22 protein-coding genes are annotated in these 23,245 nt (G+C 38.0%); 2 read left to right on the top strand and 20 right to left on the bottom strand.

Annotated elements, in window-relative coordinates:
- Position 1: 1 nt before the first annotated feature.
- Both MW695_RS10380 and MW695_RS10375 read right to left on the bottom strand, forming a co-directional pair.
- Positions 2-688 (bottom strand): class I SAM-dependent methyltransferase, encoded by a 687-nt coding sequence (locus MW695_RS10380; protein WP_247105242.1) that lies wholly within the window; start codon positions 686-688, stop codon positions 2-4.
- A complete protein-coding gene (locus tag MW695_RS10375) occupies positions 685-942 on the bottom strand; it encodes a hypothetical protein (RefSeq protein WP_247105241.1) in 258 nt (85 codons plus the stop codon). The genes MW695_RS10380 and MW695_RS10375 overlap by 4 nt, the downstream gene beginning before the upstream one ends.
- A gap of 70 nt (positions 943-1,012) precedes the next feature.
- On the opposite strand from MW695_RS10375, the gene MW695_RS10370 reads away from it, so the two are divergent.
- Complete coding sequence (locus tag MW695_RS10370) at positions 1,013-2,089, top strand: helix-turn-helix transcriptional regulator (RefSeq protein ID WP_247105240.1); 1,077 nt, start codon at positions 1,013-1,015, stop codon at positions 2,087-2,089.
- 114 nt (positions 2,090-2,203) lie between these two features.
- On the opposite strand, the gene MW695_RS10365 is transcribed toward MW695_RS10370, so the two are convergent.
- From MW695_RS10365 to MW695_RS10305, 13 genes are all read right to left on the bottom strand, one after another.
- Positions 2,204-2,713, bottom strand: coding sequence for a CBO0543 family protein (locus MW695_RS10365; protein ID WP_247105239.1), 510 nt, complete (start codon positions 2,711-2,713; stop codon positions 2,204-2,206).
- Positions 2,714-2,730: 17 nt separating this feature from the next.
- Complete coding sequence (locus tag MW695_RS10360; RefSeq protein WP_247105238.1) at positions 2,731-4,431, bottom strand: GMC family oxidoreductase N-terminal domain-containing protein; 1,701 nt, start codon at positions 4,429-4,431, stop codon at positions 2,731-2,733.
- An 11-nt stretch (positions 4,432-4,442) separates the two neighbouring features.
- Positions 4,443-5,042 carry a hypothetical protein gene (locus tag MW695_RS10355; protein ID WP_247105237.1) on the bottom strand — a complete coding sequence of 200 codons (600 nt, stop codon included), beginning with the start codon at positions 5,040-5,042 and terminating at the stop codon, positions 4,443-4,445.
- A 158-nt stretch (positions 5,043-5,200) separates the two neighbouring features.
- Positions 5,201-7,462: a GH32 C-terminal domain-containing protein gene (locus tag MW695_RS10350; RefSeq protein ID WP_247105236.1), complete on the bottom strand. Its 2,262-nt coding sequence runs from the start codon at positions 7,460-7,462 to the stop codon at positions 5,201-5,203.
- 99 nt (positions 7,463-7,561) lie between these two features.
- On the bottom strand, positions 7,562-9,169 hold the full coding sequence (locus tag MW695_RS10345) for an ABC transporter substrate-binding protein (protein ID WP_247105235.1): 1,608 nt from the start codon (positions 9,167-9,169) through the stop codon (positions 7,562-7,564).
- A 122-nt stretch (positions 9,170-9,291) separates the two neighbouring features.
- On the bottom strand, positions 9,292-9,894 hold the full coding sequence (locus tag MW695_RS10340; protein WP_247105234.1) for a YesL family protein: 603 nt from the start codon (positions 9,892-9,894) through the stop codon (positions 9,292-9,294).
- Positions 9,895-9,926: 32 nt separating this feature from the next.
- Entirely contained in the window at positions 9,927-10,823 is an 897-nt protein-coding gene (locus MW695_RS10335; protein WP_247105233.1) for a carbohydrate ABC transporter permease, read from the bottom strand.
- A 15-nt stretch (positions 10,824-10,838) separates the two neighbouring features.
- Entirely contained in the window at positions 10,839-11,798 is a 960-nt protein-coding gene (locus tag MW695_RS10330; protein ID WP_247105232.1) for an ABC transporter permease, read from the bottom strand.
- Between the two features lie 41 nt (positions 11,799-11,839).
- Positions 11,840-13,363 carry a glycoside hydrolase family 32 protein gene (locus MW695_RS10325; RefSeq protein WP_247105231.1) on the bottom strand — a complete coding sequence of 508 codons (1,524 nt, stop codon included), beginning with the start codon at positions 13,361-13,363 and terminating at the stop codon, positions 11,840-11,842.
- Position 13,364: 1 nt separating this feature from the next.
- Positions 13,365-14,354: a PfkB family carbohydrate kinase gene (locus tag MW695_RS10320; protein WP_247105230.1), complete on the bottom strand. Its 990-nt coding sequence runs from the start codon at positions 14,352-14,354 to the stop codon at positions 13,365-13,367.
- Positions 14,355-14,430: 76 nt separating this feature from the next.
- The gene (locus tag MW695_RS10315) at positions 14,431-15,432 is read right to left on the bottom strand and encodes a LacI family DNA-binding transcriptional regulator (protein ID WP_247105229.1); all 1,002 of its coding nucleotides are present in this window, start codon (positions 15,430-15,432) and stop codon (positions 14,431-14,433) included.
- A gap of 150 nt (positions 15,433-15,582) precedes the next feature.
- On the bottom strand, positions 15,583-16,479 hold the full coding sequence (locus MW695_RS10310) for a DMT family transporter (protein ID WP_247105228.1): 897 nt from the start codon (positions 16,477-16,479) through the stop codon (positions 15,583-15,585).
- A gap of 14 nt (positions 16,480-16,493) precedes the next feature.
- Positions 16,494-17,453 carry a proline dehydrogenase family protein gene (locus tag MW695_RS10305; RefSeq protein ID WP_247105227.1) on the bottom strand — a complete coding sequence of 320 codons (960 nt, stop codon included), beginning with the start codon at positions 17,451-17,453 and terminating at the stop codon, positions 16,494-16,496.
- A gap of 119 nt (positions 17,454-17,572) precedes the next feature.
- Between MW695_RS10305 and pdxR the strand changes: the two genes are divergently transcribed.
- Complete coding sequence (gene pdxR, locus MW695_RS10300; RefSeq protein WP_247105226.1) at positions 17,573-18,985, top strand: MocR-like pyridoxine biosynthesis transcription factor PdxR; 1,413 nt, start codon at positions 17,573-17,575, stop codon at positions 18,983-18,985.
- A gap of 55 nt (positions 18,986-19,040) precedes the next feature.
- Here pdxR and MW695_RS10295 read toward each other — a convergent pair whose 3' ends face one another.
- Genes MW695_RS10295 through MW695_RS10275 form a run of 5 tightly spaced genes read right to left on the bottom strand, consistent with a single transcriptional unit; the run spans position 19,041 to position 23,150 of the window.
- Positions 19,041-19,655 carry a response regulator transcription factor gene (locus MW695_RS10295; protein WP_247105225.1) on the bottom strand — a complete coding sequence of 205 codons (615 nt, stop codon included), beginning with the start codon at positions 19,653-19,655 and terminating at the stop codon, positions 19,041-19,043.
- Entirely contained in the window at positions 19,636-20,751 is a 1,116-nt protein-coding gene (locus tag MW695_RS10290) for a sensor histidine kinase (RefSeq protein ID WP_247105224.1), read from the bottom strand. Before MW695_RS10290 ends, MW695_RS10295 begins: the two co-directional genes overlap by 20 nt.
- A 34-nt stretch (positions 20,752-20,785) precedes the next feature.
- The gene (locus MW695_RS10285) at positions 20,786-21,478 is read right to left on the bottom strand and encodes an ABC transporter permease (RefSeq protein WP_247105223.1); all 693 of its coding nucleotides are present in this window, start codon (positions 21,476-21,478) and stop codon (positions 20,786-20,788) included.
- On the bottom strand, positions 21,475-22,206 hold the full coding sequence (locus MW695_RS10280; protein ID WP_247105222.1) for an ABC transporter permease: 732 nt from the start codon (positions 22,204-22,206) through the stop codon (positions 21,475-21,477). Before MW695_RS10280 ends, MW695_RS10285 begins: the two co-directional genes overlap by 4 nt.
- Positions 22,206-23,150, bottom strand: a complete 945-nt coding sequence (locus MW695_RS10275) for an ABC transporter ATP-binding protein (protein ID WP_247105221.1) — start codon at positions 23,148-23,150, stop codon at positions 22,206-22,208. The genes MW695_RS10280 and MW695_RS10275 overlap by 1 nt, the downstream gene beginning before the upstream one ends.
- Positions 23,151-23,245: the final 95 nt, after the last annotated feature.

The following is a 23,245-nucleotide window of genomic DNA, read 5'->3' as shown; positions in this document are numbered from 1 at the left end:
CTCACCTCCTTTTAAAACATATATAGGCATCAATCAAATAAGAACGGAAATAGCAGCTCACATCCTCAAGCTGACAATCACGTAATAGTGCTAAAAGCTCCATCTCTGTTATAAGGTCTGTCGTATCGCCAACAGACTCAGCAAACTGCTCAAATTGATGTTCCTCTATTCCCTGACTTATCATATGCTCTCTCCAAGCCGCCATTTGCACAGAAAAAACGCGACTAGTCGGATCACCATTTATCATTGCTAAGCAAAGTGGCGCACCTGCTGGGATGTAGGATGCTAGTCGCTCCAAAAATTGACGCTTGTTATCCTTTCCTTTCACAAAATGCAAAACCAGTAAACAGGTGATGCCATCATAAAGAGTACTTTCAGAAAATGATTCTAACGACGTGAATCGATAACGAATTCGATTACTTACCTTCTCACGATCGATACGTACTTTCGCTAACTCAAGCATCGGTTGAGACGAATCAATCGCCGTGAACGACCAACCCTTCTCTTTAGACGCCAGTGTGGCAAGCTCTTCTCCTCCACCCGCTCCTATAACGAGTAGATTAGCTTCACGTTTTGCGACTGCCTCTGTCATTAACCGAGATGTTATATCATAGAGCAGGGGATAGCCCGCAATTTTACGTCGAATCAAATGCTCATAATCATATACGCTTGGATTATTCCACTTCATGATTCAATCACTCCTTCGACGGTATTCCATGTTTCAACATGTAGGTTTTCATCCTCCTCAGCTACGAGTACAAGTGGTATGAGCGATGGTGCATGAGGTGTATACACCGTAATCTTATCACTTAAATTTTGTTCTGACGTTGTAGCGCACACTCCTATGATGAAAGTAATAACCAAAACGAGTATTCCAGTAAACCATTTCACTTTCCCCTTCACGCCCTTTCTTTTCTTATGTATAATACTAGTAATAATCATTATCAATTATAAAAATAGTCACCATAAAAAAACATCCCATATAGTTGGGATATTGATTGGAGGGATTATGTTGAATATTGATCAACTAAAAAACAAGTTAACGACAGCCGATTTCCAGCAGCATTCTTATGCTTTCCGCCAATTTGTGCTCAATGAATTAAAAGCGTGTATTCCTTTCACTGCTGCTTGCTTCACGACAATCGACCCTGAAAGTCTTCTCTCAACTGGTGCTGTCATCGACAAGCTCATTGAGCCGATTCATTCATACATTCTTGAAAATGAACATAGAGGCTTCGATTACAATCACTACTTCCAATTAGTCGATTCACCGCCTCACATAGCAACGTTACATGACGCAACTAACGGAGACCTACCTCTTAGTCATCGTTACACACACATTCTAGCACCAACTGGAATTCTCGATGAGCTCCGTGCTGCATTAATTGATCAAGGAAAGTGCTGGGGATATTTAACTCTTTTTCGTTCCGAGCATCAATCCGCTTTTTCAAAGGAGGAGCAACATGTCATTAGTAACCTACTACCAATTTTAACAAAAGCCGTGAAAAGGCTAACGATCCAATCATCCTTTTCACCGTTCACTCCCCAATCAGAAGAGGCTATTATGATTTTCTCAGATACATTTGAGCTACTTTCTGCCAATGAAGCCGCACACGCTTTACTAAACTCATTAAGAGAGCAGGAACAATTAAAAGAGGGTTTACTCCCACGTCCTATTGAAACACTGTGCTCAAAAATAAAAGCAAACTCCTCCACTAAAGGAGATCAGAAATGTCAGCAACAATCAGTTAGTATCCCAACTGCACACGGCCAGTTACTCTCTCTTTATGCAACTCAACTAACAGGAGAGAAGGTTTCGAAGCAATACGCTGTCATCTCACAACATACGAAGCCTTTTGAACGGTTAAGCTATACGCTCCTCTACTACGGTCTCACAAAACGTGAAATTCAAATTGTCGATCAAATCGTCAATGGCCACACAACGAAGCAAATAGCTAGCCACTTGTACATTTCGACTCATACAGTACAGGATCACTTAAAATCAATCTTTGCCAAATTAAACGTCCATAGCCGTAGAGAATTACTGTCCATGCTCAATCAAACAAATACGTCCGTTCCTAGCAAATAGCCATACGTAATTCCTCTGATTCGTACGTACTACTATTCTCATTTCGGTGCACGTTCTTGCTTCTTCTCCTGCCAAATCTGCGCCTATTCCTATTCTGGCGCAGAATCTCATTTATCAATACTCTTCAAGAGCGCCCTCCTCAACTCCGCCACCTCTCTTCTTATCTAGCATTCGAACAGTACAAATAAACAAGCGAACCAACCAAAACGTTAGTGTCAAAATCGAAATCGTATGATAGGCACTCCACCCTTTATTAAATACAACTAAATTTGTCTTCTTTTCAAGCAAATGCTCAATCAATCCCATTGGAACACTGAACAAAAAGACACTAAAGAACGTCTTGACTGGTTTCATCTTATATGTGAATTGATTGTACATCACACACAACATTGGAAAGATTAAATACAAAAACGCAATATTTGAATCAAAAAGCTTTGGCATGTAGCGTATCGGGTATTGTACAAACTTTCTCTTAATAACAGGCCCATCCATTAACGTCGAAACGAGCGTTTTAAATAAATAAATGAGTAACCAATCTTTAAAATGACCTCTCTTTCGAAACAACAATATCCATCCTGACATACCGATTGCCGTAATAAGATACAATACATTACGATCCCTCATCCTGACGCCTCCATTCGTTATGAGCTAAAATAGTGCTCCGCAATTTTCTCAGCTGTTCTCGTTGCTAACGCTTGTGTCGTTAATGTTGGATTAGGACCACCAATGCCATTAAAATGAACACTGTTATCTGATATAAATAGGCGCTTCACCTGGAAAGCCTCACAATCACGGTTGACGACAAAACCCATTCTCATCGTTGATTCAATATGAGCAAATAAACTCGCTGGCCAATCCGTTCGAATGATCTCTTTTGCACCTGCTTTACGTAATATGTTAGCGGAAATCTTAGCTAATTGATCACGTTTCATTTTATCCTCTTTACTTGCCGTATAACGAATAATCGGAATGGGGCCATGCTCATCCCTCATCGTAGGATGAACGGAAACGCCGTTTTGTTTATGTGGTTGGTCATCAGTTAAAATGAGGATGCTTAACGAGTTAGGATATTGCTCCATCAACTTTTTGAGCTTATCGCCAACAACCTTACCGCGAACATCCCAATCTTTTTCATTAGATTGTGGAAAAAGCTGATGACTTGAACTAAATCCAAATGTTAAGGAAGCGTATAGACCAGCACTTATTCCAGAAGGCTGGATACACCCTAGTCCCGGATAATCAAGCCTTGCTCCTGATTGTGCCCCAACAAAAGGGTTTACGTTATGTTGCCCAATTATCTTCATTAAATCCTTCTCATCAAATACACCAGTCACCCAGTCCCAATAATGATTCGTTAACCCTTTTCCTACCCAAGCATTTTCCGGCAATCCCGAATTCAGCCATAGCCGAGGGCTCTCGATACATCCCGCTGCCATCACAACGATTTTCGCATATAATTCTCCAACTTCCCCTGTCCACGTATCACGGTATTTTACCCCGGCAACGATTAACTCTCCTGCTTCATTACGATCGGTTAGCAGTTTTGTTGTATATGAATTCGGTTGTATTTCCACATTACCGGTTCGAAGTGCAAGTGGTACATAACTAACAATCGTTGAACGTTTCGCTACTTTATCTACTGACGGTCCATGCGGACAACCATTCACACAATGCCCACATAATGTACATCCTTCCATTTCTGATAATTTATCAATACTCACATTCGGATTCATTAACTCCTTATTGGGGTGGAGAATGGCATTAGGCTGTGGTCGATATCCAGGAGAAGTCGGTGTATTTGTATTAATAAACGACCAGCCATCCTTTTGCGCTCCATAGTAAAATAATTCTTCTTTTGCCGTCGTTGGTGCTGGCCGTACAGGTAAAATATCTTCTACTTTTTCATAATAGGGAACAAGCTCTTTGTAGGAGATAGGCCAATGATCATCAAATGCCGACGCATAGCCGCGAGGGGAGTTCGCCCAATAATGCTGAGTCGTTCCACCAACTCCTGCTGATTGCCAAAGCTGACCTTGTTTCGGAATCATTCGATACCATGGTGATTTTCGTCGATCTGCAGGCCCCCATCTCAGTCGACCAGTTATCACATCATTCATTGTGTGTTCGTTCTTAACAAATTGCTCTCGTAATAGTTTTATATCTAAATCATCAGCCTCTTTACTACTGTTTGGTCCTTTCTCTTGGTTAGGACGGTTCCATTTTTTATTGCCATACCACGGCCCCGCTTCAAGAATAAGAACATTCAACCCTCGCTCCCCTAATTCCTTTGCGATAACCGCTCCACCGCCACCGGCACCAATCACAATGACATCTACATTCATCTTGACCATCCTCATTCTTCAAATTCTGTTACAAGAAACCCCTTCATACCTCGATAGCCTTTAGATGTACCTGGGTAGTGAACCATTTCCCACGTGATACTCGGTCTTTGAACTTCACGCTTCTCAGGCTCAGCAAAACGAGTGGCACCTAGACTAAACCATTCTGAGTAATATCCGAACAACACCATTTGATGGAGAAAGCTCATAATACTTTTAATGAAGACGATATCATTTCGAAAAGGGGCCGGTAATGGCTCTATATCAAACTGGTTCTGCTCAAGCATATAAATCACCTCATGTCTTTGTTCATGGGTAAGTGCCGCAAAATAACTTCCATTGTTCACTTGTGCTACTTGTTTTTTTGAAACAACATATTGTCTAGCTGTATCTTCTAGCATGTCAGCAGTTGGAATCGACAGCTTCACTCGACCTTTCCCCCATTTCTCCTCAATAGAAACAAAATGATCGAGGACATAAATTAAATAGTCATCCAACCGTAAATCTAATGCTCCTAACACTCTTGGAATAATGGCATCAACATACGACATGAAAATCGTACGGTGGGTAGAAGAAGGGTCGATTAATGGATCTTGATTATCATGTAATAGCATCATGCACCTCCGTTTTCATTCAACAGGTCTTTTTTATATAGTTTTGGTCACTAATGGATTATTTATGCGTGTGTGCAAAAAAGCGTGTTAAAGAGTATTCACTCATTTAACACGCCCAATTATCTATTAGCTGTTACCTTCAATATGGCTAAGAAATATTACATGTATATACTTTTCATTCTCCAAACCTGAATCGACTTAATTATCTGACTCTCTCCCCCCATAATTGAAATTCCGACAGCATCCTCTCTTGTTGGATATACTCTCGTCGTCAGGCTTTTAAGATCATTTATATATGCTTCTACAATTGATTTATCAAGAAATATGCGGAGTTGAATTGGTTGCTTTTGATTTATCCCTACTTTGCCACCTTGGATACCAGCCGTCCACTCCTTCTTATCAAGTGTTGTCTTTGTTCGGTCAACGATTAATTGATCAACTACATGATCATAATATAGTAACGTTTCCTCTACGTGATCTTTTGATTGTCTAAAGTATAAACCAACCTGTTCGCTTGAAAGCTTTTTGATTCGAATGACGATTTCAAGCATTTCACCTTCTATAAATTGTAATGTTTCATTCGCTTGCTCCACAGTAATATCTTTCAAATCGACTAACTTAGATTCTCGAAGTGCTTCCACTTCATCTATTGGTTTAAAACGGATACGGTCATCCTCTCCTAAAAAGACATGAATAGGTAGCCCTCCATTATGAGCCCATCCCGAAGCGTATTCATATTCTAGTGGTCTTTCACCTTGAGCGATGGTAAATAAAATAATTCGCTTAGTAGTCGGATCAATCATTGCACTTGGTCCTGTAAAATGAAAGTCTCCTACATCGAACAAATGAGGTTCTTCAAAATCCGGAATGAATTTGCCACTTTGAAAATCCCATTCACCAACCCAATAATAAACCTCTACATCCGCATCACCATCAACTGGACTGATGATAAATAAATGCTTCTCTTGCCCATGACTGTCTTGACCAAGAGGAAGAAGAATTGGAAGCTCCCATATTTTACCTAGATAAGGGAATTTCACATAATCACTTATGTAAAGAGGCCCACGATGTTTCCAATGAAGTAAGTTCTTTGATTCAAATAATAATGCCGTACCACCTCGTCCTTTTATTCCAGAGCCGACAAGTTGATACCATGTATCCCCTTCTTTCCAAACGAAAGGATCGCGAAAGCCATCATCATCTAGTTCATACCCTTTAGGTTGGTATAAAATGGGGCGACCATACTTTTCCCATTTTTCAAAATTAGGATCACCGTTATCATCTATGGTACACCTAGCTAACCCAATCATTTGGTTAGGTATATATTGATGGTTTCCAGCTGTAAAAAATAATACAGGTAGTCCTTTATCATCATAATGAGCACACCCTGACCAAACTCCATCAGGGTCAAATGATTCCAATTCTGGTGAAAGTGCTATCGGCAAGTCTTTCCAATGAATCATATCCTCACTAACCCAATGTCCCCAATGAATATTCCCCCAATAAGGTCCTTGTGGGTTATGTTGATAAAATAGATGATACTTTCCTTTATAGAAGAACGGAGCATGCGGCTCATTCATCCAATGTCCTGGAGGTGACAAGTGATATTGGGGACGATGTCGATCTAATATAAATTCTTGTCGATTGATCACTAAATCCCCAAAATCAATTGAAGGAGGTTTGCCACCATGTTCGCTTAAATATGCCTGATAGGTACTTAAAACTTCCTGTTCTGATAACGCTTTAGAAAATAGACAAACTTCATCCATCAACCCAGAAAACATACCTAAAGCAAAGGTTCCTTCAATCATTTGAGGATCATTAGGCTTACCAATCAATAAATCTTCATTTGCTAAAAGTAGAGACTGTCCAGCTTCAACTTTTTTAGATCTAGACTTTTTTCCATTTTCATAAATAATCATTTCTCCGCTGGGGGCATGATAGGTTGCTACAACATAAGTCCATTTATTTTTAGATAATATCGACTGATCCACCATCAGTTCTTCCCAATTTCTCTCTAAGCCAAGTTGAAATGTAAGATAACCATATTGCTTTATACCTAATAGGAAGCCTCTTTTTTTGCTTTGATCATTTTGACTCATTAAAGCTGCTACATTATCATGATCTAGCCCACCAAATGAATAAGGAGCCACCCACATCGAAACCGACAATTCCTCTTTATTTAATGAAACGTGCTCTTTCTTCCTTTGAACATATGTGGAAAAACCATCGAACCACAAAGCCTTTCCTTTTAACCCTTTTCTCCGCTTTATATTTCTGCTCGGCTGAAACTGTGCATCGTGAAAAACATAATGTATGGAATCTTTTGTTTCTCCAATTGTATCAATGGTAAACTTCCCTTCATCCTCAAAAGACCATTGTGCTATCAAGGAATTATTTAACTTTGTACTCATCTCCATCCTTCACTACCTCCAATATCTTTACACTTAAGCACTGAGTGGGACTACAACCATCGAAGGTGTCAGAGGTTGATTCACCTCATGACACCCTATCTATCATTATTCAATATTTGATTTAAACCGATCTAACCCATCCTGATAAATTTCCATTAATTCATTCAATCCCATACGTTCAAGCTGTTCTAAATAATTATCCCATTCGTCTTCAATGCCACCATTCAATAACCAAGATGCTTGCTTTTGATCTACAAAATCCATGATATCAACTTCAAGTCGATTAATTCGATCTAGCTCCTCTTCACTAAAAAAGATTTGTGGGAAATTTTCATCGACAAGATACGGAGCATACACATCTTCAATATCTTGTAATCTCTGCTTCGCTCTAGGCTCCATATCAACTACTGTTCCAAAATCTTCTGCAAGGACAACGGTTGGTCCATTTGGTGCTACTTGTTGACGAAGCTCTCCCATTGAAACTCCTTCTTCTAATTCTTTGTTAATAAGCATTCCATTTTCATCTTCTTCATAAATGATTCCTATTGGCCCCCAGCTTATTTGGGCAGACATTTTCGGATCATAAATTTGATCGACCCACCTCATCGTAAGCTCCGGGTGTTCATTAGCAGAAGTAATCACAAAGGCTCCCCTGCCATATTCAGAATTATTTGAACGACCTACCATTTTATGACCATTTGGCCCTTCTAAAGGGGATAACAATACATAATCGTCTGCATGTTCAGGCCCAACAATTTCTTCCGTTTCCCACCAAATATACGATCCTAATGTAGGTGGCTCAGTCTTTCCTTTGGCAAAATACTGACTAATATCTTGAATGTATGATTCGGAATCAATTAACCCCTCTTCAACCCAACCATGATAATATTCAATCGCCTCTTTATATTCTGGCTGCACAGCAGTAAAGATTACTTCACCATCACGAACAATTCGATGCTCTGTATTATCTGGTACTCCAAATGCCGCAAACATATCTCCAAAGTTTCCTGTCCAAAAATTATGCATATAACTTAAAGGGATAACATCATCTTTCCCTGATTCATTAGGATCTTGATCTCTAAATGCTCTTAATACATCGCCATATTCATCTATTGTTGTTGGGACATCTAATTCTAATTTATCTAACCAAGCTTTATTTATCGATGTAAAATTGGGAACAGCCGCTAACCCCATCTCTTCTGCTCTCGGCAACGAATAAATGTGACCATCAGGAGCTGTAACCATACTTCTTAGTTCAGGACGTTTCTCAAATATCTCCATTAAGTTAGGTGCGTATTGTTCAATTAAATCTTCCAATGGAATAATTTGACCTGACCTGCCGTATCGAACGATTTCATAATCTGTAAAATCCGCATTATAAAAAGCATCTGGTAGCTCATCACTTGCAAACATTAAATTTTTCCGTTCCTCATACCCTTCACCAGGTATATTATTCCATTCGATATGCACATTTGTCATCTCTTCTAACGTTTGAATGATTTCCATTTCATTATAATCAGGTGCTAATGGGGCTTTAGGAGAGACAAAATTCAATGTGATTTTCTCATCAACAACCGGAAGACCGTCTGCATTAAAATGTTGATCTCCATTTTCATTTACCTGTCCCTCATCCTCTCCACCAGAATCCTGAGAGCATGCTACCATAGTAGCTAATAAACAAAACAAACAGATTATTGCAAATTTTTTACCCATTCTTAATTCCTCCCTTTTTTAATAAAGTACAGAACTAAAACACCCGTTTCCCTGCCCATCACCCCCTTCAAAAAAATAATCAAATAAGCCAATATCTCAAAGTTAATCGTTTACGTAAACGATTAACTAGAATACGGTGCTCCTAATTGCTGAAAGGATTTATAACAAATAACATATATGAAGTAACTAAAAACACTTGTAAAAAACAACATTAAAATTGGAAAGTGATACAAAAGCATTCCCACAGCTAAAAGAAAAGCTAAGCCTATGCTCGTATACTTCCATTGACTAGTTGCTATAAAGAACGCATTTTGAACCAACTTCAATACAGGAAGTTCAAAATGAACAAACACCGGGAATAGATACATACTTGTATAAAGAAAGATAACGAACAACCCACCTATTATGAAAGCCATCAATAAACTAATAATAGAAGCAGTTGGATTTAGTAAATGAAGATTAACAAGCATGATATATGTCAAGGGCAGCCAAATACTAGTTAAGATCATACTTGGCTTGATATTTTTCTTAAAATGCTTGAGAAATGGCATAATTACTCCCTCATCTTTTTTCATATGCCAGTCTCTAATGACACCAAACATGGCAATCGTTCCTGTAAAAAAGGTAACAATCGGTAAACAAGAAAGCAGCCAAAGGCCGTTTAACAATAAATAATTCATGCTCTTTTCCAATGTTTGATATAGACTTGAGCTCAAAACAGTCATATAACTAGCCTCCTCTGCTGTTATGAGGTTCATTATCCTTTTATTCCACCAATCATAACTCCTTGAACAAAATACTTTTGAATAAATGGATACACGATTAACAATGGCAAACTCCCAACAATAATCACGCCATATTTAATAAGATCAGCAATACGTTGCTGTGCCGCAACCGAATCAAGATCACTTACCATTGTAGCTGCTGCTTCATTTTGAATCAGAATATTTCTTAAGATTAACTGAAGCGGGTACAAGCTTTCATTATTCAAATATACAAGTGCATCAAAGTAAGAATTCCAATGTCCAACTGCGTAGAAAAGTACCATAACAGCAATAATTGGCTTAGACAATGGTAAGACAATCTTTAGGAAAAATTTCGTATTTGAACACCCATCTACTTTCGCTGCTTCAAGCATTTCATTAGGAATCGTTGCTTGGAAGAACGTTCTCGCAACAATGATATTCCAAATCGCAACAGCCTTTGGAATGATCATAGCCCACATTGTGTTCACCATTCCTAAGTTTTGAACAATTAAATACGTTGGAATTAATCCTCCTGAAAAGAACATTGTAAAAACAAACATAATCATGAAAAAATTCCGACCATAAAAATCTTTCCTAGATAATGCGTAAGCCGCTGTTAATGTTAACGTAACATTTAAAATCGTTCCAATAACCGTATAGATAATTGTATTTTTATAGCCAATCCATATCTTCCCATCCTGAAATATTCTTGTATATCCTTCGAACGTAACCTCCAAAGGGTATAACCACACATCACCAGCAAAAATACGATCTGGATTACTTATAGAAGCAATTACGATGAAGTATAATGGATACAGAATGGCGAGTAGCATAATTGTTAATAATGAGATATTAATTACATCGAATATTTTATCTTCTTTTGTACGTTTAATTGTTGATAAATTCATCCTTTCACCTCACCTTTACCATAGTCCATTACCTGATAAACGCTTTGCCACTCTATTCACATACCATAATAAAAATAAGTTAATGACTGCATTAAATAATCCAATCGCTGCAGCAAAACTATACTGAGCTTGTTGAAGCCCTACTTTATATACATAAGTCGGAATGATTTCTGATGACGTTTGGTTTAACGGTGTCTGAAGTAAATAAGCTTTCTCAAATCCAATGTTCATAATATTTCCTACCGACAATACAAGTAGAATCATAGCAATCGGTAAAATAGCCGGAATATCAACATGAATCACACGCTGTAACTTATTCGCTCCATCTACAATAGCCGCTTCATGAAGTTCAGGATTAACGGCTGCTAGTGCTGCCAAATAAATGATTGCCGCCCAACCCGTCTCTTGCCAAACACTTGAACCTAAATATAAAGGCTTAAACCATGAAGGCTCTGTTAAAAATCGAATTTCATCCATTCCAATTAGAGATAAAAAGTTATTGATAAGGCCATTTCCTGAAAAGAAAACATAGACCATCCCAACTAAGACAACAACAGAAATAAAATGAGGCGCATAAATGACTGTTTGTACAAACTTTTTATACCGTTTAAATACAAGTTGATTTAACATAAGCGCTACAATGATTGGTAATGGAAAAGTAATTAACAGCTGAAGCGCACTTAATGAAAAAGTATTATAAATCAAATTCCAAAATTGATAGGATTCAAAGAATCGAATAAAATGTTCAAAGCCTACCCACGGACTACTTGTTAAGCCAAATCCGGGTGTATAATCACGAAAGGCAATTTGCACTCCATACATTGGAACATAGTGGAAGAGGACAAAATAAATAAATGTCGGTAAAAGAAACAAGTACAATTCCCAATTTTGTTTAATTTGACTCCAACGACGATCATTTTTATTTGGCTCTACAGGTGGTATAGGTTTAGAAAGTTTTTGAAGTACTGGTTTCATAATACCCTCCTTAATCTCCGTTTACTAAAGGTAGCGTAGCTTCATTCATTTACGTTGCCTGCACCTTCACTTTCATCTCCCCAAACACTTTTTAATGCATAAACCTCTAAGTTCAAAATGGTTACTTCGCCACCTTTAATATAAAAAGCCAGTTCCTGACTATCATCATCTGGGAATATCAAATCGGTTAGAACCACTTCTCCCTCTTGAAAAAATAATTCAATTGATGACTTATCGATGAAAATATGAAATTTTACTTTGTTCAAACTTTTCTCAATCGTTGCAACATGCTTCCCTTTAAATTGTTCACTAAATGAAACATCTCCAGAATTTTCTCGATCAATAAACAGTTTATTTGTTAACAGGTTATATCCGACAATAGTACCTTCCTTTTTCTTTGAAGACTTTCGCAATTCAAAGCCAAATTCTTCTGCAGAAAGATTTTCAACTTCAGCAATTAACTCAAAAACCTCTTCCTTCTGATCCTTCAATACATTCATTTCACCGTTTACTACTCGATTGTTCATTTTAAATTTTTCTTGTCGTAGCTTTTTCAGTTCATGAATTGGGTGTTGATGAAGTTTAATATCTCCATTGGCTGTTTGTTTAAGCTCAACCTCACGAGGGATAGTCATTGCACTTCGCCAAGGGCTAGTTGGGACTTCATTTGCATATTCCCAATTACTCATCCACGCTAACCAAATTCTTCTACCATCCTCAATTGGAATATCGGAAAATGACTGAGTAGCGTAGAAATCTTTACCGAAATCAAGCCATAATGTTTTTTCAGGTTCATTCACATTTTTAAATGTTGTGCCATCAAATTCCCCGACAAAATATTGCGCACCTGATCCTCCTGCTACAGCACCCGAGCCTATGTCCACTTGCAATATCCATTTTTGATTTAATAAATCTCCATTAACAGGTAATGAGAAAAGATCAGGACATTCCCAAACACCACCATGAGCACCCTCAGATTCACCGAATTCACTAAGAAACGTCCATTTCCTTAAATTTGTTGATCCATAAAGCATTACTTTTTGACCGGCAGCTAATACCATAATCCACTTTTGAGTATCCTCATGCCAAAATACTTTTGGGTCTCGAAAATCTTTAATATGTTCGTTAGGGATAACAGGATTATTTTCATATTTTGTCCAAGATTGTCCTTCATCTAAGCTATAAGCAATACTTTGTGTTTGTACACCTTCATTTGAATGAGTAAAAATAGCAACTAAACCCTCTCCCCCATTAAAAAAGCCAGATGTATCATGCCAATCCACTACTACACTCCCTGAAAAAATCATTCCTAATTCATCTGGTTCTAAAGCAATTGAACAGTGCTGCCACTTCACCATATCATTACTTTTAGCGTGCCCCCAATGCATAGGCCCCCATGTATTTCCTCCTGGATAATATTGATAAAACAAGTGATACTCCCCTTTATAAAAAACCAATCCATTAGGATCATTCATCCAATGCTTTCTAGGACTAAAATGGAATTGAGGACGATATTTTTCTTGATAATCTATTCTTGCTTCTACTAAACTATTAAGGTCTGACATACTAACACTCCTCCACTAAATCTTGTAACAAGCTATTTACATCTTCCTTGCTTGGAAGCGCCGCAATTGCCCCTCTATTCATGGTCGTTAACGCCCCACATCCATTAGCAAACAGGACTGTTTCTTTTAATAAGCGCTGTTGTCTAGTAACTTTTTCTAAAGAGATTGAATCATGTAATATTTCTGCTAATTTATAAAGAAATCCACCAACAAAAGCATCTCCTGCCCCTGTCGTATCTACTGTATGAACTTTTATTGATTGCACATGATCAAAGCCGTATTTTGTATAAAACGAGCACCCTTTATTTCCTTTTGTGATCAGAACTAATTTAACATCTCCTTTCATAACCTTCTTGACTGCCTCTTGCTCTTTTCTATGATGTGTCAAAAAGTACAATTCATCTTCACTTAGCTTTACTATATTCACTTCAGAGAGCTGTTCCAAAATTTGTTCGCGGGCTATTTGTTCACTCGGCCAGAGACCAAGTCGTATATTAGGATCAAAACTAATAATTGAATGTCGTTTTCGAGCATATTTTATAGCTTGTTTCGTTGCGCTTCTTATCGGTTCATCAATTAAGGAAATAGAGCCAAAATGAAAAATGGGTGATGAGTGGAACCAATTTTCATTTATGTCTTTACGCTCTAACAACATATCGGCTGCTGGTTGACGATAAAACATAAAGTCTCGTTCCCCATTTCTTTGTAACGATACAAACGCAAGGGCAGTATTTGCCTTATCTGTTCTTAATAGATAATGAGTATTTACACCGTTCTCAGATAAAACCTCCTCTACATACTCTCCGAAAGCATCTTTCCCTACCTTTCCTATAAAAAATGACTCTCCACCTAAACGTGCTATTGTAGCACTTACATTGGCAGGCGCACCTCCGGCAAACTTTTTAAACTCTGAAACTTCTTTTAACTTATAACCATTAACAGTCGGAACAAAATCAATCAACACTTCTCCTAGACATATGATTCTTGTCATTTCTACACCTCCTTATTATAGTAATCGTTTACGTAAACGATTACGTAAACCATTAAAGAAATCAATGTAAGTACACTTACACCGATTTTCTTGAAATAAACTCTGAAGGTAACAAAACTTGTTCTCCTTCATACTCCTTTCCATTTTCTATACGTTCTAAAAGAATACGCACTGCTTCCTCACCCATTTCAAATGATGGCTGTTTAATAACCGAAATAGGTGGAGACGTAATCTTCATCCAATCATAATCATCAAATCCAATAATAGCAATATCATCAGGAACCTTCAGGTGATTTTCATTTAAATACCTTAATGCTCCCATCGTCATAACATTGTTTGCAACAAAAATTGCAGTTATATTTTGATTTTCAACCAATTCTTCTGCAAACTTATATCCACCATCAAAGCAGGATTCCCCTTCTTTAATACATAAATTGTCGATAGGTAAATCATTTTGTTCATATGCCTTTTTGTAAGCTGCTAACCTCTCGTCGCTTGTCGATATTCCTAATTGTCCAGTTATAAACCCAATTTTCTTATGATCCTTTTTCATTAACAATGTAATAGCTTCTAATGTGCTACTATAACTATCTGCGATAACAAGATCTCCATTGTATCCAACAGGTTTGCGATCAATAAAAACCACTGGATACTCTCCACTAAAATGTTCAAGATAAGGCTCCACATTATCAGCTGTTGGTGCAATAATGAGTCCATCTATCAACTGTGAATTAAACAGTTTAATTTGTTCAATTTCAGTTTGAATATTTTCATGAGAATTACCCAAAATCAAATTATAGCCTTGTTGCTTTACAATCGTTTCAATTCCATTTGCAATGGACATAAAGAAAAAATTTGATGTATCTGTATATTGCATAGGGACTATCAAACCTATAATCATAGATTTTCGACTTCTTAAGCTTTTGGCAACTAAATTCGGTTTATAATCTAGTTCTTTCATCGCTAAAAAAACTTTATCCTTCGTTTCTTTTGCAACATAACGAGTTCCATTAATCACATGTGATACTGTTGCGGTTGATACTTTCGCTACTTTAGCAACATCTTTTATACTAGCCATCTCTTACTCCTTTGTATCCCACTTAGGTAAACGTTTACGTAATCGTTTACATAAATGATAAAACGTAATTAAACGATTGTCAATATCTTTTTTTACTAACACTTTATTTAGGAATAAGTCATTTAATTAAACAACTTATCCCTAGCCAACTTATGCATGATGTTCAATCTTTCGGTTCTTCCCATAAGCAATCAAACAGACTGCTAACAAAACAAGTATCATCCCAACCAAATGACCAAAAGAAAACGGCTCTCGTAAAAAAATAAACGATAATGTAGCTGCACTCAACGGGACGACTCCTGTTAGCACGCCAGCCTGGTTTGCTGGTATTTCCCTAACAGCTTGATACATTAATATGAAAGCTACTACTGTAACAAATAATCCATGATGCACGATAATCCCGAAATCTATTAATGAAAGCTCTCTAAAAGAAAATAATCGCAACTCATAAATAGCAAACGGTAAAAATAATATTGACCCTATCGCACTAACGAAAGTCGCAATAACAAGTGGAGAATGCCTCTTTGAGCTAATCTTCCCTAGCAAAACAAACAAAGCTTCACTAATGACCGCACAAAAAATGAATCCATTGCCGATTAACGGTGCTAATCCCCTTCCAACTTGACTAACTCCTGCCGTTTGAATACAAGCCAATCCTATCATCGTTAACCCTATGCCTATCAGCACTTTGAATGATGGCTTTTCCCTTATAATAAAAAACGCACACACTGCCGTAACAGCAGGAAGCGTACTTGTTATAATCCCACCTTCCAGAGCAGTCGTATATTTCAAACCATAAAGCATACAAATACTAAACAAAAACACTCCTGTTAACGCTTGAAGAAACAGTATGAATAGTTCTTTCTTACATACTTTCGTAACTTCTTCATAGACGAATAAAAATGGTACTAAAATCATGGTAGCCATTAAAAACCTTAATTCAGAAGCAACAAAAACGGGTACATTTTCGACAAGTACTTTATTTGTAACAACTGAACTTCCTGCAAGAAACATAGCCAGTATCATTTTGAAATATGCGCGTCTCATTCTTCCTAGCTCACTTAATAGGATTCTCTTAGATAAGATGTAGAGTCAAGCATACTTGTCACAGCTCTATATATATTCGGTGGGTATTCTGCTAAACGATGACACAAATATAAATACCATTCAGTACCATAGACCATATACACTTTTGTTGCCACACCTTGATCCTTTAGCTCTTTAAGCAAGTTCGGTTGAATGCCATAAAGCATTTCACATTCAACACCTTTTCGATGAAGAATTTCTTGATTAAATAAACGTTTAATTAATTTCTCATCATGAGTCGCAATCGATAATGGCTTATGAGCATTCGTTATGAGTTTTACTAACTGAATATAACGATCATCTAGCTCTTTAGATCGCGGTAAAGAAATTCCTTCATCTTCTTGATAGGCGCCTTTTACGATTCGTATTTTCCCTGGATAATGGATTAATTCTTCTATATCTGCTTCAGATCGATGCAATTGAGCTTGCACGGTTATACCTATATTTTGATATTCAACTACTAGCTCCTTGTATATATCCAATATGACATCCGTTTTTGTGGCTTCTTCCATACTAATCATCATCACATGATCAAAGCGTTTTGCTTGATGAAGCAGTTCACGCATATGCTTCAAGGTAAGTTGTCGATTAACCAATAAACCAATGTGAGATAAATCTAATGATACCGTTGCCCCCCTTGCCTTACTCCCGATAGCCTGGATGCATGCGATATATTCATCCTTTGCATCGATACTCATCTTCTCATCTCTATTATTTTCACCCATGTATTCTAAAGAAATATCATAACCCTTCTCAAGAAGCTCCATTGCTTGTTGAATTGCTTCTTCTTTAGTATCTCCTGCTACAAACCTCTTTGCTGCTTTTAATAATAATGAATACCATTCTTCTGATTGAAGAACACTTGCTTTCTTCTCTTCATCACGAGCCAATTTCTTGAAAACACGTGCCATCTCTAATGCATCTTTTGAGAACATGACTTCCCCTTCTTTCGTTAAATGATTTACTATGTATTAGGCTACCATGGTAAACTGGTATAAAATAGGTCCACTATATCACCATTTCAACAGTACCAATTTAAGAATGGGGGATTTAAATGCTATGGTTATCAATTGACCGACAATTAGAACGTCCTTTAACAGAGCAGATTTATACACAAATAAAAAAGAAAATTTTACAAGCTGAGTTAAAAGCAAATGAGCGGTTACCCTCTACGAGGCAATTAGCGCAGGATTTATGTGTTTCGCGGAATATTACGATTGAAGCATACGAAAGGTTGATGGCTGAAGGGTATATCGAGACACGTCAAGGCTCTGGAACTTATGTTTCCTATGGCGCCCATTTTGAATTAAATCAACATATGAGCCTTTCCGACATAAACGAAGAGCGATCACCTTCTGATGATCAAAATGTTACCAACTTTCGTTCAGGGATTCCCGACTTACGCTTATTTCCAAGAGCCATATGGGCAAAGCTCACATACAACACCATTCATGACTGTGATTATAAAGCTCTAAGCTATAGCAATCCTGAAGGTCTCTTAGAATTAAGAGAACAATTAGTTAACTATTTATTAAAGGTTAGAGGCGTCCAATGCCATTCTAGTCAAATCGTTATTACCTCTGGAGCGACTCAGGCATTATCACTTGTTGCAAAGCTCTTATTATCAAAGGAAGATCAAATCATTATGGAAGATCCGATTACAGAGGATATCCAATCGATCTTCTCTAGCAGTGGGGCGATCATCCAAGGGATTCCTGTTGACCATAACGGTCTCCAAACAGACTTAATTAAACAGCACGAACGATTAAATGCGATTTTCGTTACTCCTTCCCATCAATTCCCTTTAGGTAGTACTCTTCCGATTCAACGTCGAATCCATTTAATTCATGTAGCAAGAGCGGCAGACTGCTACATAGTGGAGGATGATTATGATAGTGAATTTCGCCATGAAGGTGCTCCAGTTAGTTCATTACAAGGCCTTGATCCAACAAGAGTTATCTACGTCGGCTCCTTTAGCAAAATATTATCTCCAGCTCTACGTATCGGTTATTTGGTGCTACCGCAACCGTTCATTCAAAAATGCCGTGAATACAAATGGTTCTCAGACCTACATACACCATCCGTTGAACAGTTGACTTTAGCACGATTTATCGAAAAGGGTTATTTAGAACGTCATATCTTAAAAATGAAAAAGGTATACCGAAAAAGGCGTGATCTACTCATACATTTACTGCACAAAACATTTCCGAACCAGCTGTCTATAACAGGTCATTCCACTGGATTACACTTGATCGCAGAATGGCACGATCTACATTTTTCTAATAAGATAATTGAAACGATTCGGACGAATGGGGTTTACCTTTATCCAGTTGAGGATCATTCGATAGAGAAAGGTCATCATACAAAGAAAGTTATCTTTGGATACGGTCATCTTAACGAGGAGGAAATACACGAAGGAATACGTCGCCTCTCAAAAATTTTGAACGAAATAGATCTCATTTCATAGGAGAGACAACTTGAGGGCATCGAAAAAAATTAATAACCAAATTTTTTCAGTGCCCTTACTTCTTATGCCGCAAATAAAAAATAGCCAGCTGTGTACGATCACGAAGCTCCAGCTTATCCAAAATGACGGACAATGTATTTCGTACCGTCCCAACACTTAAGAACAAATACTCAGCTATTTCCTTATTAGAAAGACCTTGCGCCACCCTTTCTGCCACTGCACTCTCTCTATCCGTTAGCATGTCTAAACGATCTGCTCTTGGTTCAACTAGCTTCTGCACAACCGTTTCATCAAATACAGAGGAGCCAGACTGTAATGCCCTAATTTGCTGCGTCATATTCTTCTCAGCGGTCGACTTGATTAAATAGCCATTCGCCCCAGCTTGAAGCGCAAGTCGAATATTTGGCTCATCTTGAAACGTCGTTAGCATCATAATGAGGATATGAGGAAAATCCTTCTTAATCCGTTTTGTGCTTTCGATCCCATCCATAACTGGCATACGAATGTCCATTAAAATAAGGTCCGGATTCTCATCGCTTCCCTTGCAAAAGCTTATTGCTTCTTGACCATTTCCAGCAGTACCAATAACAACAAAATCATCTTCAAGCTCCAACATCAATTTCAAACTTTGACAGACAAGAGGGTCATCATCAACAATGACGATCTTCATTTAACTCACCCCTTCCTTCATGAATCGGAAACACACATACAACTAAATAACCATCAGCAACATTCACAGAAATACTGCCTCCAGCCGCTCTCGCTCTTGCCTTTAAATGCCTTAACCCCGTCCCATGATCTTCTTTGTCCAAGACGAATCCATTATCTCGAACACTTAATCGAACAATCATTTCTGTTACATCTAAATGAATGATCACCTTAGTTGCATTACTATGACGTGCAATATTAGTCAGAACTTCCTTCATACAAGGTTCAAGTAAGCTCCAAATTTGAACAGGCACGACATTCATATTCCCTGATTGATTAAACTCCACCTCAACCTCATTTCCTAAATAATTGTTCGCAATAAACGCCAGTTGTTCTGCACCTAATCTCGCTACAGGTGTCAAGTCATGAACAGTTTCACGTAATGTCGTCGTACTTCTTTCAATCCTTTCTTGAACCTGATCTAATATCGCCTCTTTCTCACGTCCTTTTTCAAGCCTTCTAAATGTTTGCAAGCCAAGAACCGCACCCGTTAAGTCATGACCGAGATGATCGTGTAAATCACGAGCAATGCGATACCTTTCTGAGACCTCAGCCATTTGTACAGCTTGGCTATTGGCCTCTAGTAATTCCGCCTTCACCTTCTCTAATTCATAGCGAGCCAAACGTTCTTCATCTGCCTCAAGTATCGTTTGGTCGTAGCTTTTTTTCCAATAATATAGAATAGCACCTATTACACCTACATTCAGTAAATACCAAAATAAGAAGACCTCATGAACCGAAGCCAATATCACACCGACAGGAATTAGGAACAGAGAATAAAATCGACCTCTCACCATTCCATCAAAAAGCGACAGAGCGATTCCATAAATGCTCCCACTCCAAATAGGTAAAAAGAGAAGGCAACACACTAAATCAACAAAGGACAACCAAAAAGGTATTTTGAATCTCCAACGTAACCCAGCTAGTATGGCAAGGATGAAGATGAGAATAAATCCATTATTCCATTGATCATTCACAACCCACAGTGTACTAAGAAAAAGCAAACACAATATACGTATCAAATAAACAAATGAAATAGGCTCTACCTTTACCTTCATACTTCACCTCATCCATACCAAACTCTAAAGGGAATCAATGTATTCGTCGCATACTCCCAATCACCAAGAACAAAAATGTATATAAAACCATTATACCTCCAATAAATAGGAAATGACTAATGGATTCATCTCCAATCGCGATCCAACCTAACCCTTCAGCTAACCAATGCACGGGTAAAAGCATGGATAAGCGTTGAAGAAAAGTAGGAAGCATTTCCACTGGAACAATTAAGCCACCTAATAACGACATAAGCATAACGGCTGCCATATATACTAAAAATGCTGATTCCTTACTACGATATAGTGAATTCCACGCTAATGCCATTGATAAGGAAACGAAGCTGAACAAAATGAATAATACAAGTACATACATCGGTTGATAGAGCTCATGTCCGTATAGATACCCTCCTGCCACGACGATGATACATTGAAGCACAAGAATAAGACTATAAGCCAATAAGTTTTGCCAGAGATACTGGAAATGGCTCACAGGTGCAACTGCTAGTCGTTTGATAACTCCTTTTTGCCGATCTTCAACCATTAAAGATGTTAGGCGAATCCCGACAAATAAAATCAAGATCCCAAAGTATTGATAACCAACCGGAAACCACATCCACCCTTCAGGAGAATTAGGTAAAAATATAGCCGCAATCGGAAACACCGTTAAAAACAAAAGGTTCGATAGATTACGAACATTTCTCTTCAACACAAAGAAAAAAATCGTCATGGCATACGTCTCCTTCCTAAAGCGAGCATGATAGCAAATAAGACAACAATGTATCCAAGTAGAAGCAGTACTTGAAAAATCACTTCCTGTTCGAACACACCATTATAGTCAAAAATCGCTACGTAACTGATTGTTAATGGATTAACGTATTGATTAAACCAATCGATAATGACATGATCAGGCATCGGAAAGAACAGACCAGCCATGAGAAACGCACCGAGACCATACACCTCGCTTAGCCTTTCAGCAATCTTAAAGTTCCTCACCGTAAAAGTGAAAATCAAACAAACAATACTCGACAATATCGCCATTAACGAAATAATAACAATGCTCCATAGAGGATGGCTCCAATTCACTCCTAAAGCGTATTGTGAAAACACCATTAAAATCACTCCAAGTAACACGGAAAGGATCGTTCCAAGCAGCATTATAGTATATCCATACAATGTATGATTCATGGGCAATGTTTGGATACGATGACGACGTTCAGTAAAAAAGTCCATGTAAATATAAGACATAACAATAGCTCCCCCAAATAATTGAAAGCCTACAATCATATACATAGCTGTTTCTTCCATAATAGGAAATCCTCTTTCACCAGGTACATCTGGTAAGATGAAAGAAAAAACCGTCAAAATAACCATAGGGAGCAAAAGAAGAAGCATCATCGTCATATAATCTCTAGCCAATCGCTTAATCGTATAAGGAACCGTACTTAACACTCTCATCATTCATCCTCCCCATCACGCAATTGTTTCCCCGTAAGCGTTAAAAAGACATCCTCCAAATTCGGTTTCTCCGATTGAATACCAAGAACACTCGTATGTGACTTCACAATTGACAGCACCCGGTCAAGGTTACCTGAACCTGTTGTCGATACGATATGAATATTGCTTCCTTCCTTCGTTACTTGCTTCACCCCAGTTAATGACTGTAGGCGGTCAAGTGGAACTAAATGAGGATCAGTCACATCTATGACTAGCTTTTCTTCATGCTGAATCGTTTGGATCAATTCTTCTGTTGTTCCCTCCGTAATTAATTGTCCTTGATCAACAATGACAACCCGTGAAGCAATCGCTTGAACCTCCTCCATATAATGGGTCGTATAAATAATCGTTATTCCACGTCTTTGTAGTTCTTTAACTGTTTCTAATATGTGATTTCTTGATTGTGGATCAATGCCTACAGTCGGCTCATCCATAATCACCAGCTTCGGATTATGTGTCAGAGCGCAAGCAATATTCAGCCGTCTTTTCATTCCGCCAGAAAACTTCTTCGGCAACATCTTCGCTTTAGATGAAAGTCCGACAAAACGAAGAGCTTCCTCTACTCTTTGTTTCTTCTCTTCCCCCTTCAGCCCATACACACCAGCAAAGAACTCCAAATTCTCCTTAGCCGTTAAATCTTCAAATATCGTCAACTCCTGTGTCACCAAGCCCATTTGTTGTTTATTTTGGTTACTAAACGGCTTTTTATGATCACCAAACAACGTAATCGTTCCGTTATCCTTAGAAATAATACCTGTGAGTACTTGTATAAGCGTTGTTTTCCCTGCCCCATTTGGCCCTAATAATCCAATGACCTCTCCTTCTTTAATCGTTAAGTTCACATAATCTAAAGCGACAAACGAGCCATAGCGTTTTACCACATCATTCATCGATGCAATAATCATTTTCCATCACTCTCCCTTATTGATTTCAACATTAGTATGACATCACCTATCGCTTCCGATTAGTGACAAATGTCATTTAATAATTGCAAAAAAAA

It is taken from the genome of Halalkalibacter sp. APA_J-10(15) (assembly GCF_023017105.1).
Taxonomy (GTDB): Bacteria; Bacillota; Bacilli; order Bacillales; family Bacillaceae_D; genus Halalkalibacter.
Note: the sequence above shows the minus strand (reverse complement) of the source record. Positions and strands in the feature narration are given on the sequence as shown.

What these genes read in the sequence shown, in the direction of transcription:
- MW695_RS10335 (WP_247105233.1), bottom strand. Translation starts at nt 10,823, where the DNA reads ATGAATTTATCAACAATTAAACGTACAAAAGAAGATAAAATATTCGAT.
- pdxR (WP_247105226.1), top strand. Translation starts at nt 17,573, where the DNA reads ATGCTATGGTTATCAATTGACCGACAATTAGAACGTCCTTTAACAGAG.
- MW695_RS10380 (WP_247105242.1), bottom strand. Translation starts at nt 688, where the DNA reads ATGAAGTGGAATAATCCAAGCGTATATGATTATGAGCATTTGATTCGA.
- MW695_RS10275 (WP_247105221.1), bottom strand. Translation starts at nt 23,150, where the DNA reads ATGATTATTGCATCGATGAATGATGTGGTAAAACGCTATGGCTCGTTT.
- MW695_RS10355 (WP_247105237.1), bottom strand. Translation starts at nt 5,042, where the DNA reads ATGCTATTACATGATAATCAAGATCCATTAATCGACCCTTCTTCTACC.
- MW695_RS10345 (WP_247105235.1), bottom strand. Translation starts at nt 9,169, where the DNA reads ATGGGTAAAAAATTTGCAATAATCTGTTTGTTTTGTTTATTAGCTACT.
- MW695_RS10360 (WP_247105238.1), bottom strand. Translation starts at nt 4,431, where the DNA reads ATGAATGTAGATGTCATTGTGATTGGTGCCGGTGGCGGTGGAGCGGTT.
- MW695_RS10315 (WP_247105229.1), bottom strand. Translation starts at nt 15,432, where the DNA reads ATGGCTAGTATAAAAGATGTTGCTAAAGTAGCGAAAGTATCAACCGCA.
- MW695_RS10290 (WP_247105224.1), bottom strand. Translation starts at nt 20,751, where the DNA reads ATGAAGGTAAAGGTAGAGCCTATTTCATTTGTTTATTTGATACGTATA.
- MW695_RS10280 (WP_247105222.1), bottom strand. Translation starts at nt 22,206, where the DNA reads ATGAGAGTGTTAAGTACGGTTCCTTATACGATTAAGCGATTGGCTAGA.
- MW695_RS10375 (WP_247105241.1), bottom strand. Translation starts at nt 942, where the DNA reads ATGATTATTACTAGTATTATACATAAGAAAAGAAAGGGCGTGAAGGGG.
- MW695_RS10325 (WP_247105231.1), bottom strand. Translation starts at nt 13,363, where the DNA reads ATGTCAGACCTTAATAGTTTAGTAGAAGCAAGAATAGATTATCAAGAA.
- MW695_RS10305 (WP_247105227.1), bottom strand. Translation starts at nt 17,453, where the DNA reads ATGTTCTCAAAAGATGCATTAGAGATGGCACGTGTTTTCAAGAAATTG.
- MW695_RS10295 (WP_247105225.1), bottom strand. Translation starts at nt 19,655, where the DNA reads ATGAAGATCGTCATTGTTGATGATGACCCTCTTGTCTGTCAAAGTTTG.
- MW695_RS10285 (WP_247105223.1), bottom strand. Translation starts at nt 21,478, where the DNA reads ATGACGATTTTTTTCTTTGTGTTGAAGAGAAATGTTCGTAATCTATCG.
- MW695_RS10340 (WP_247105234.1), bottom strand. Translation starts at nt 9,894, where the DNA reads ATGACTGTTTTGAGCTCAAGTCTATATCAAACATTGGAAAAGAGCATG.
- MW695_RS10365 (WP_247105239.1), bottom strand. Translation starts at nt 2,713, where the DNA reads ATGAGGGATCGTAATGTATTGTATCTTATTACGGCAATCGGTATGTCA.
- MW695_RS10320 (WP_247105230.1), bottom strand. Translation starts at nt 14,354, where the DNA reads ATGACAAGAATCATATGTCTAGGAGAAGTGTTGATTGATTTTGTTCCG.
- MW695_RS10330 (WP_247105232.1), bottom strand. Translation starts at nt 11,798, where the DNA reads ATGAAACCAGTACTTCAAAAACTTTCTAAACCTATACCACCTGTAGAG.
- MW695_RS10350 (WP_247105236.1), bottom strand. Translation starts at nt 7,462, where the DNA reads ATGGAGATGAGTACAAAGTTAAATAATTCCTTGATAGCACAATGGTCT.
- MW695_RS10310 (WP_247105228.1), bottom strand. Translation starts at nt 16,479, where the DNA reads ATGAGACGCGCATATTTCAAAATGATACTGGCTATGTTTCTTGCAGGA.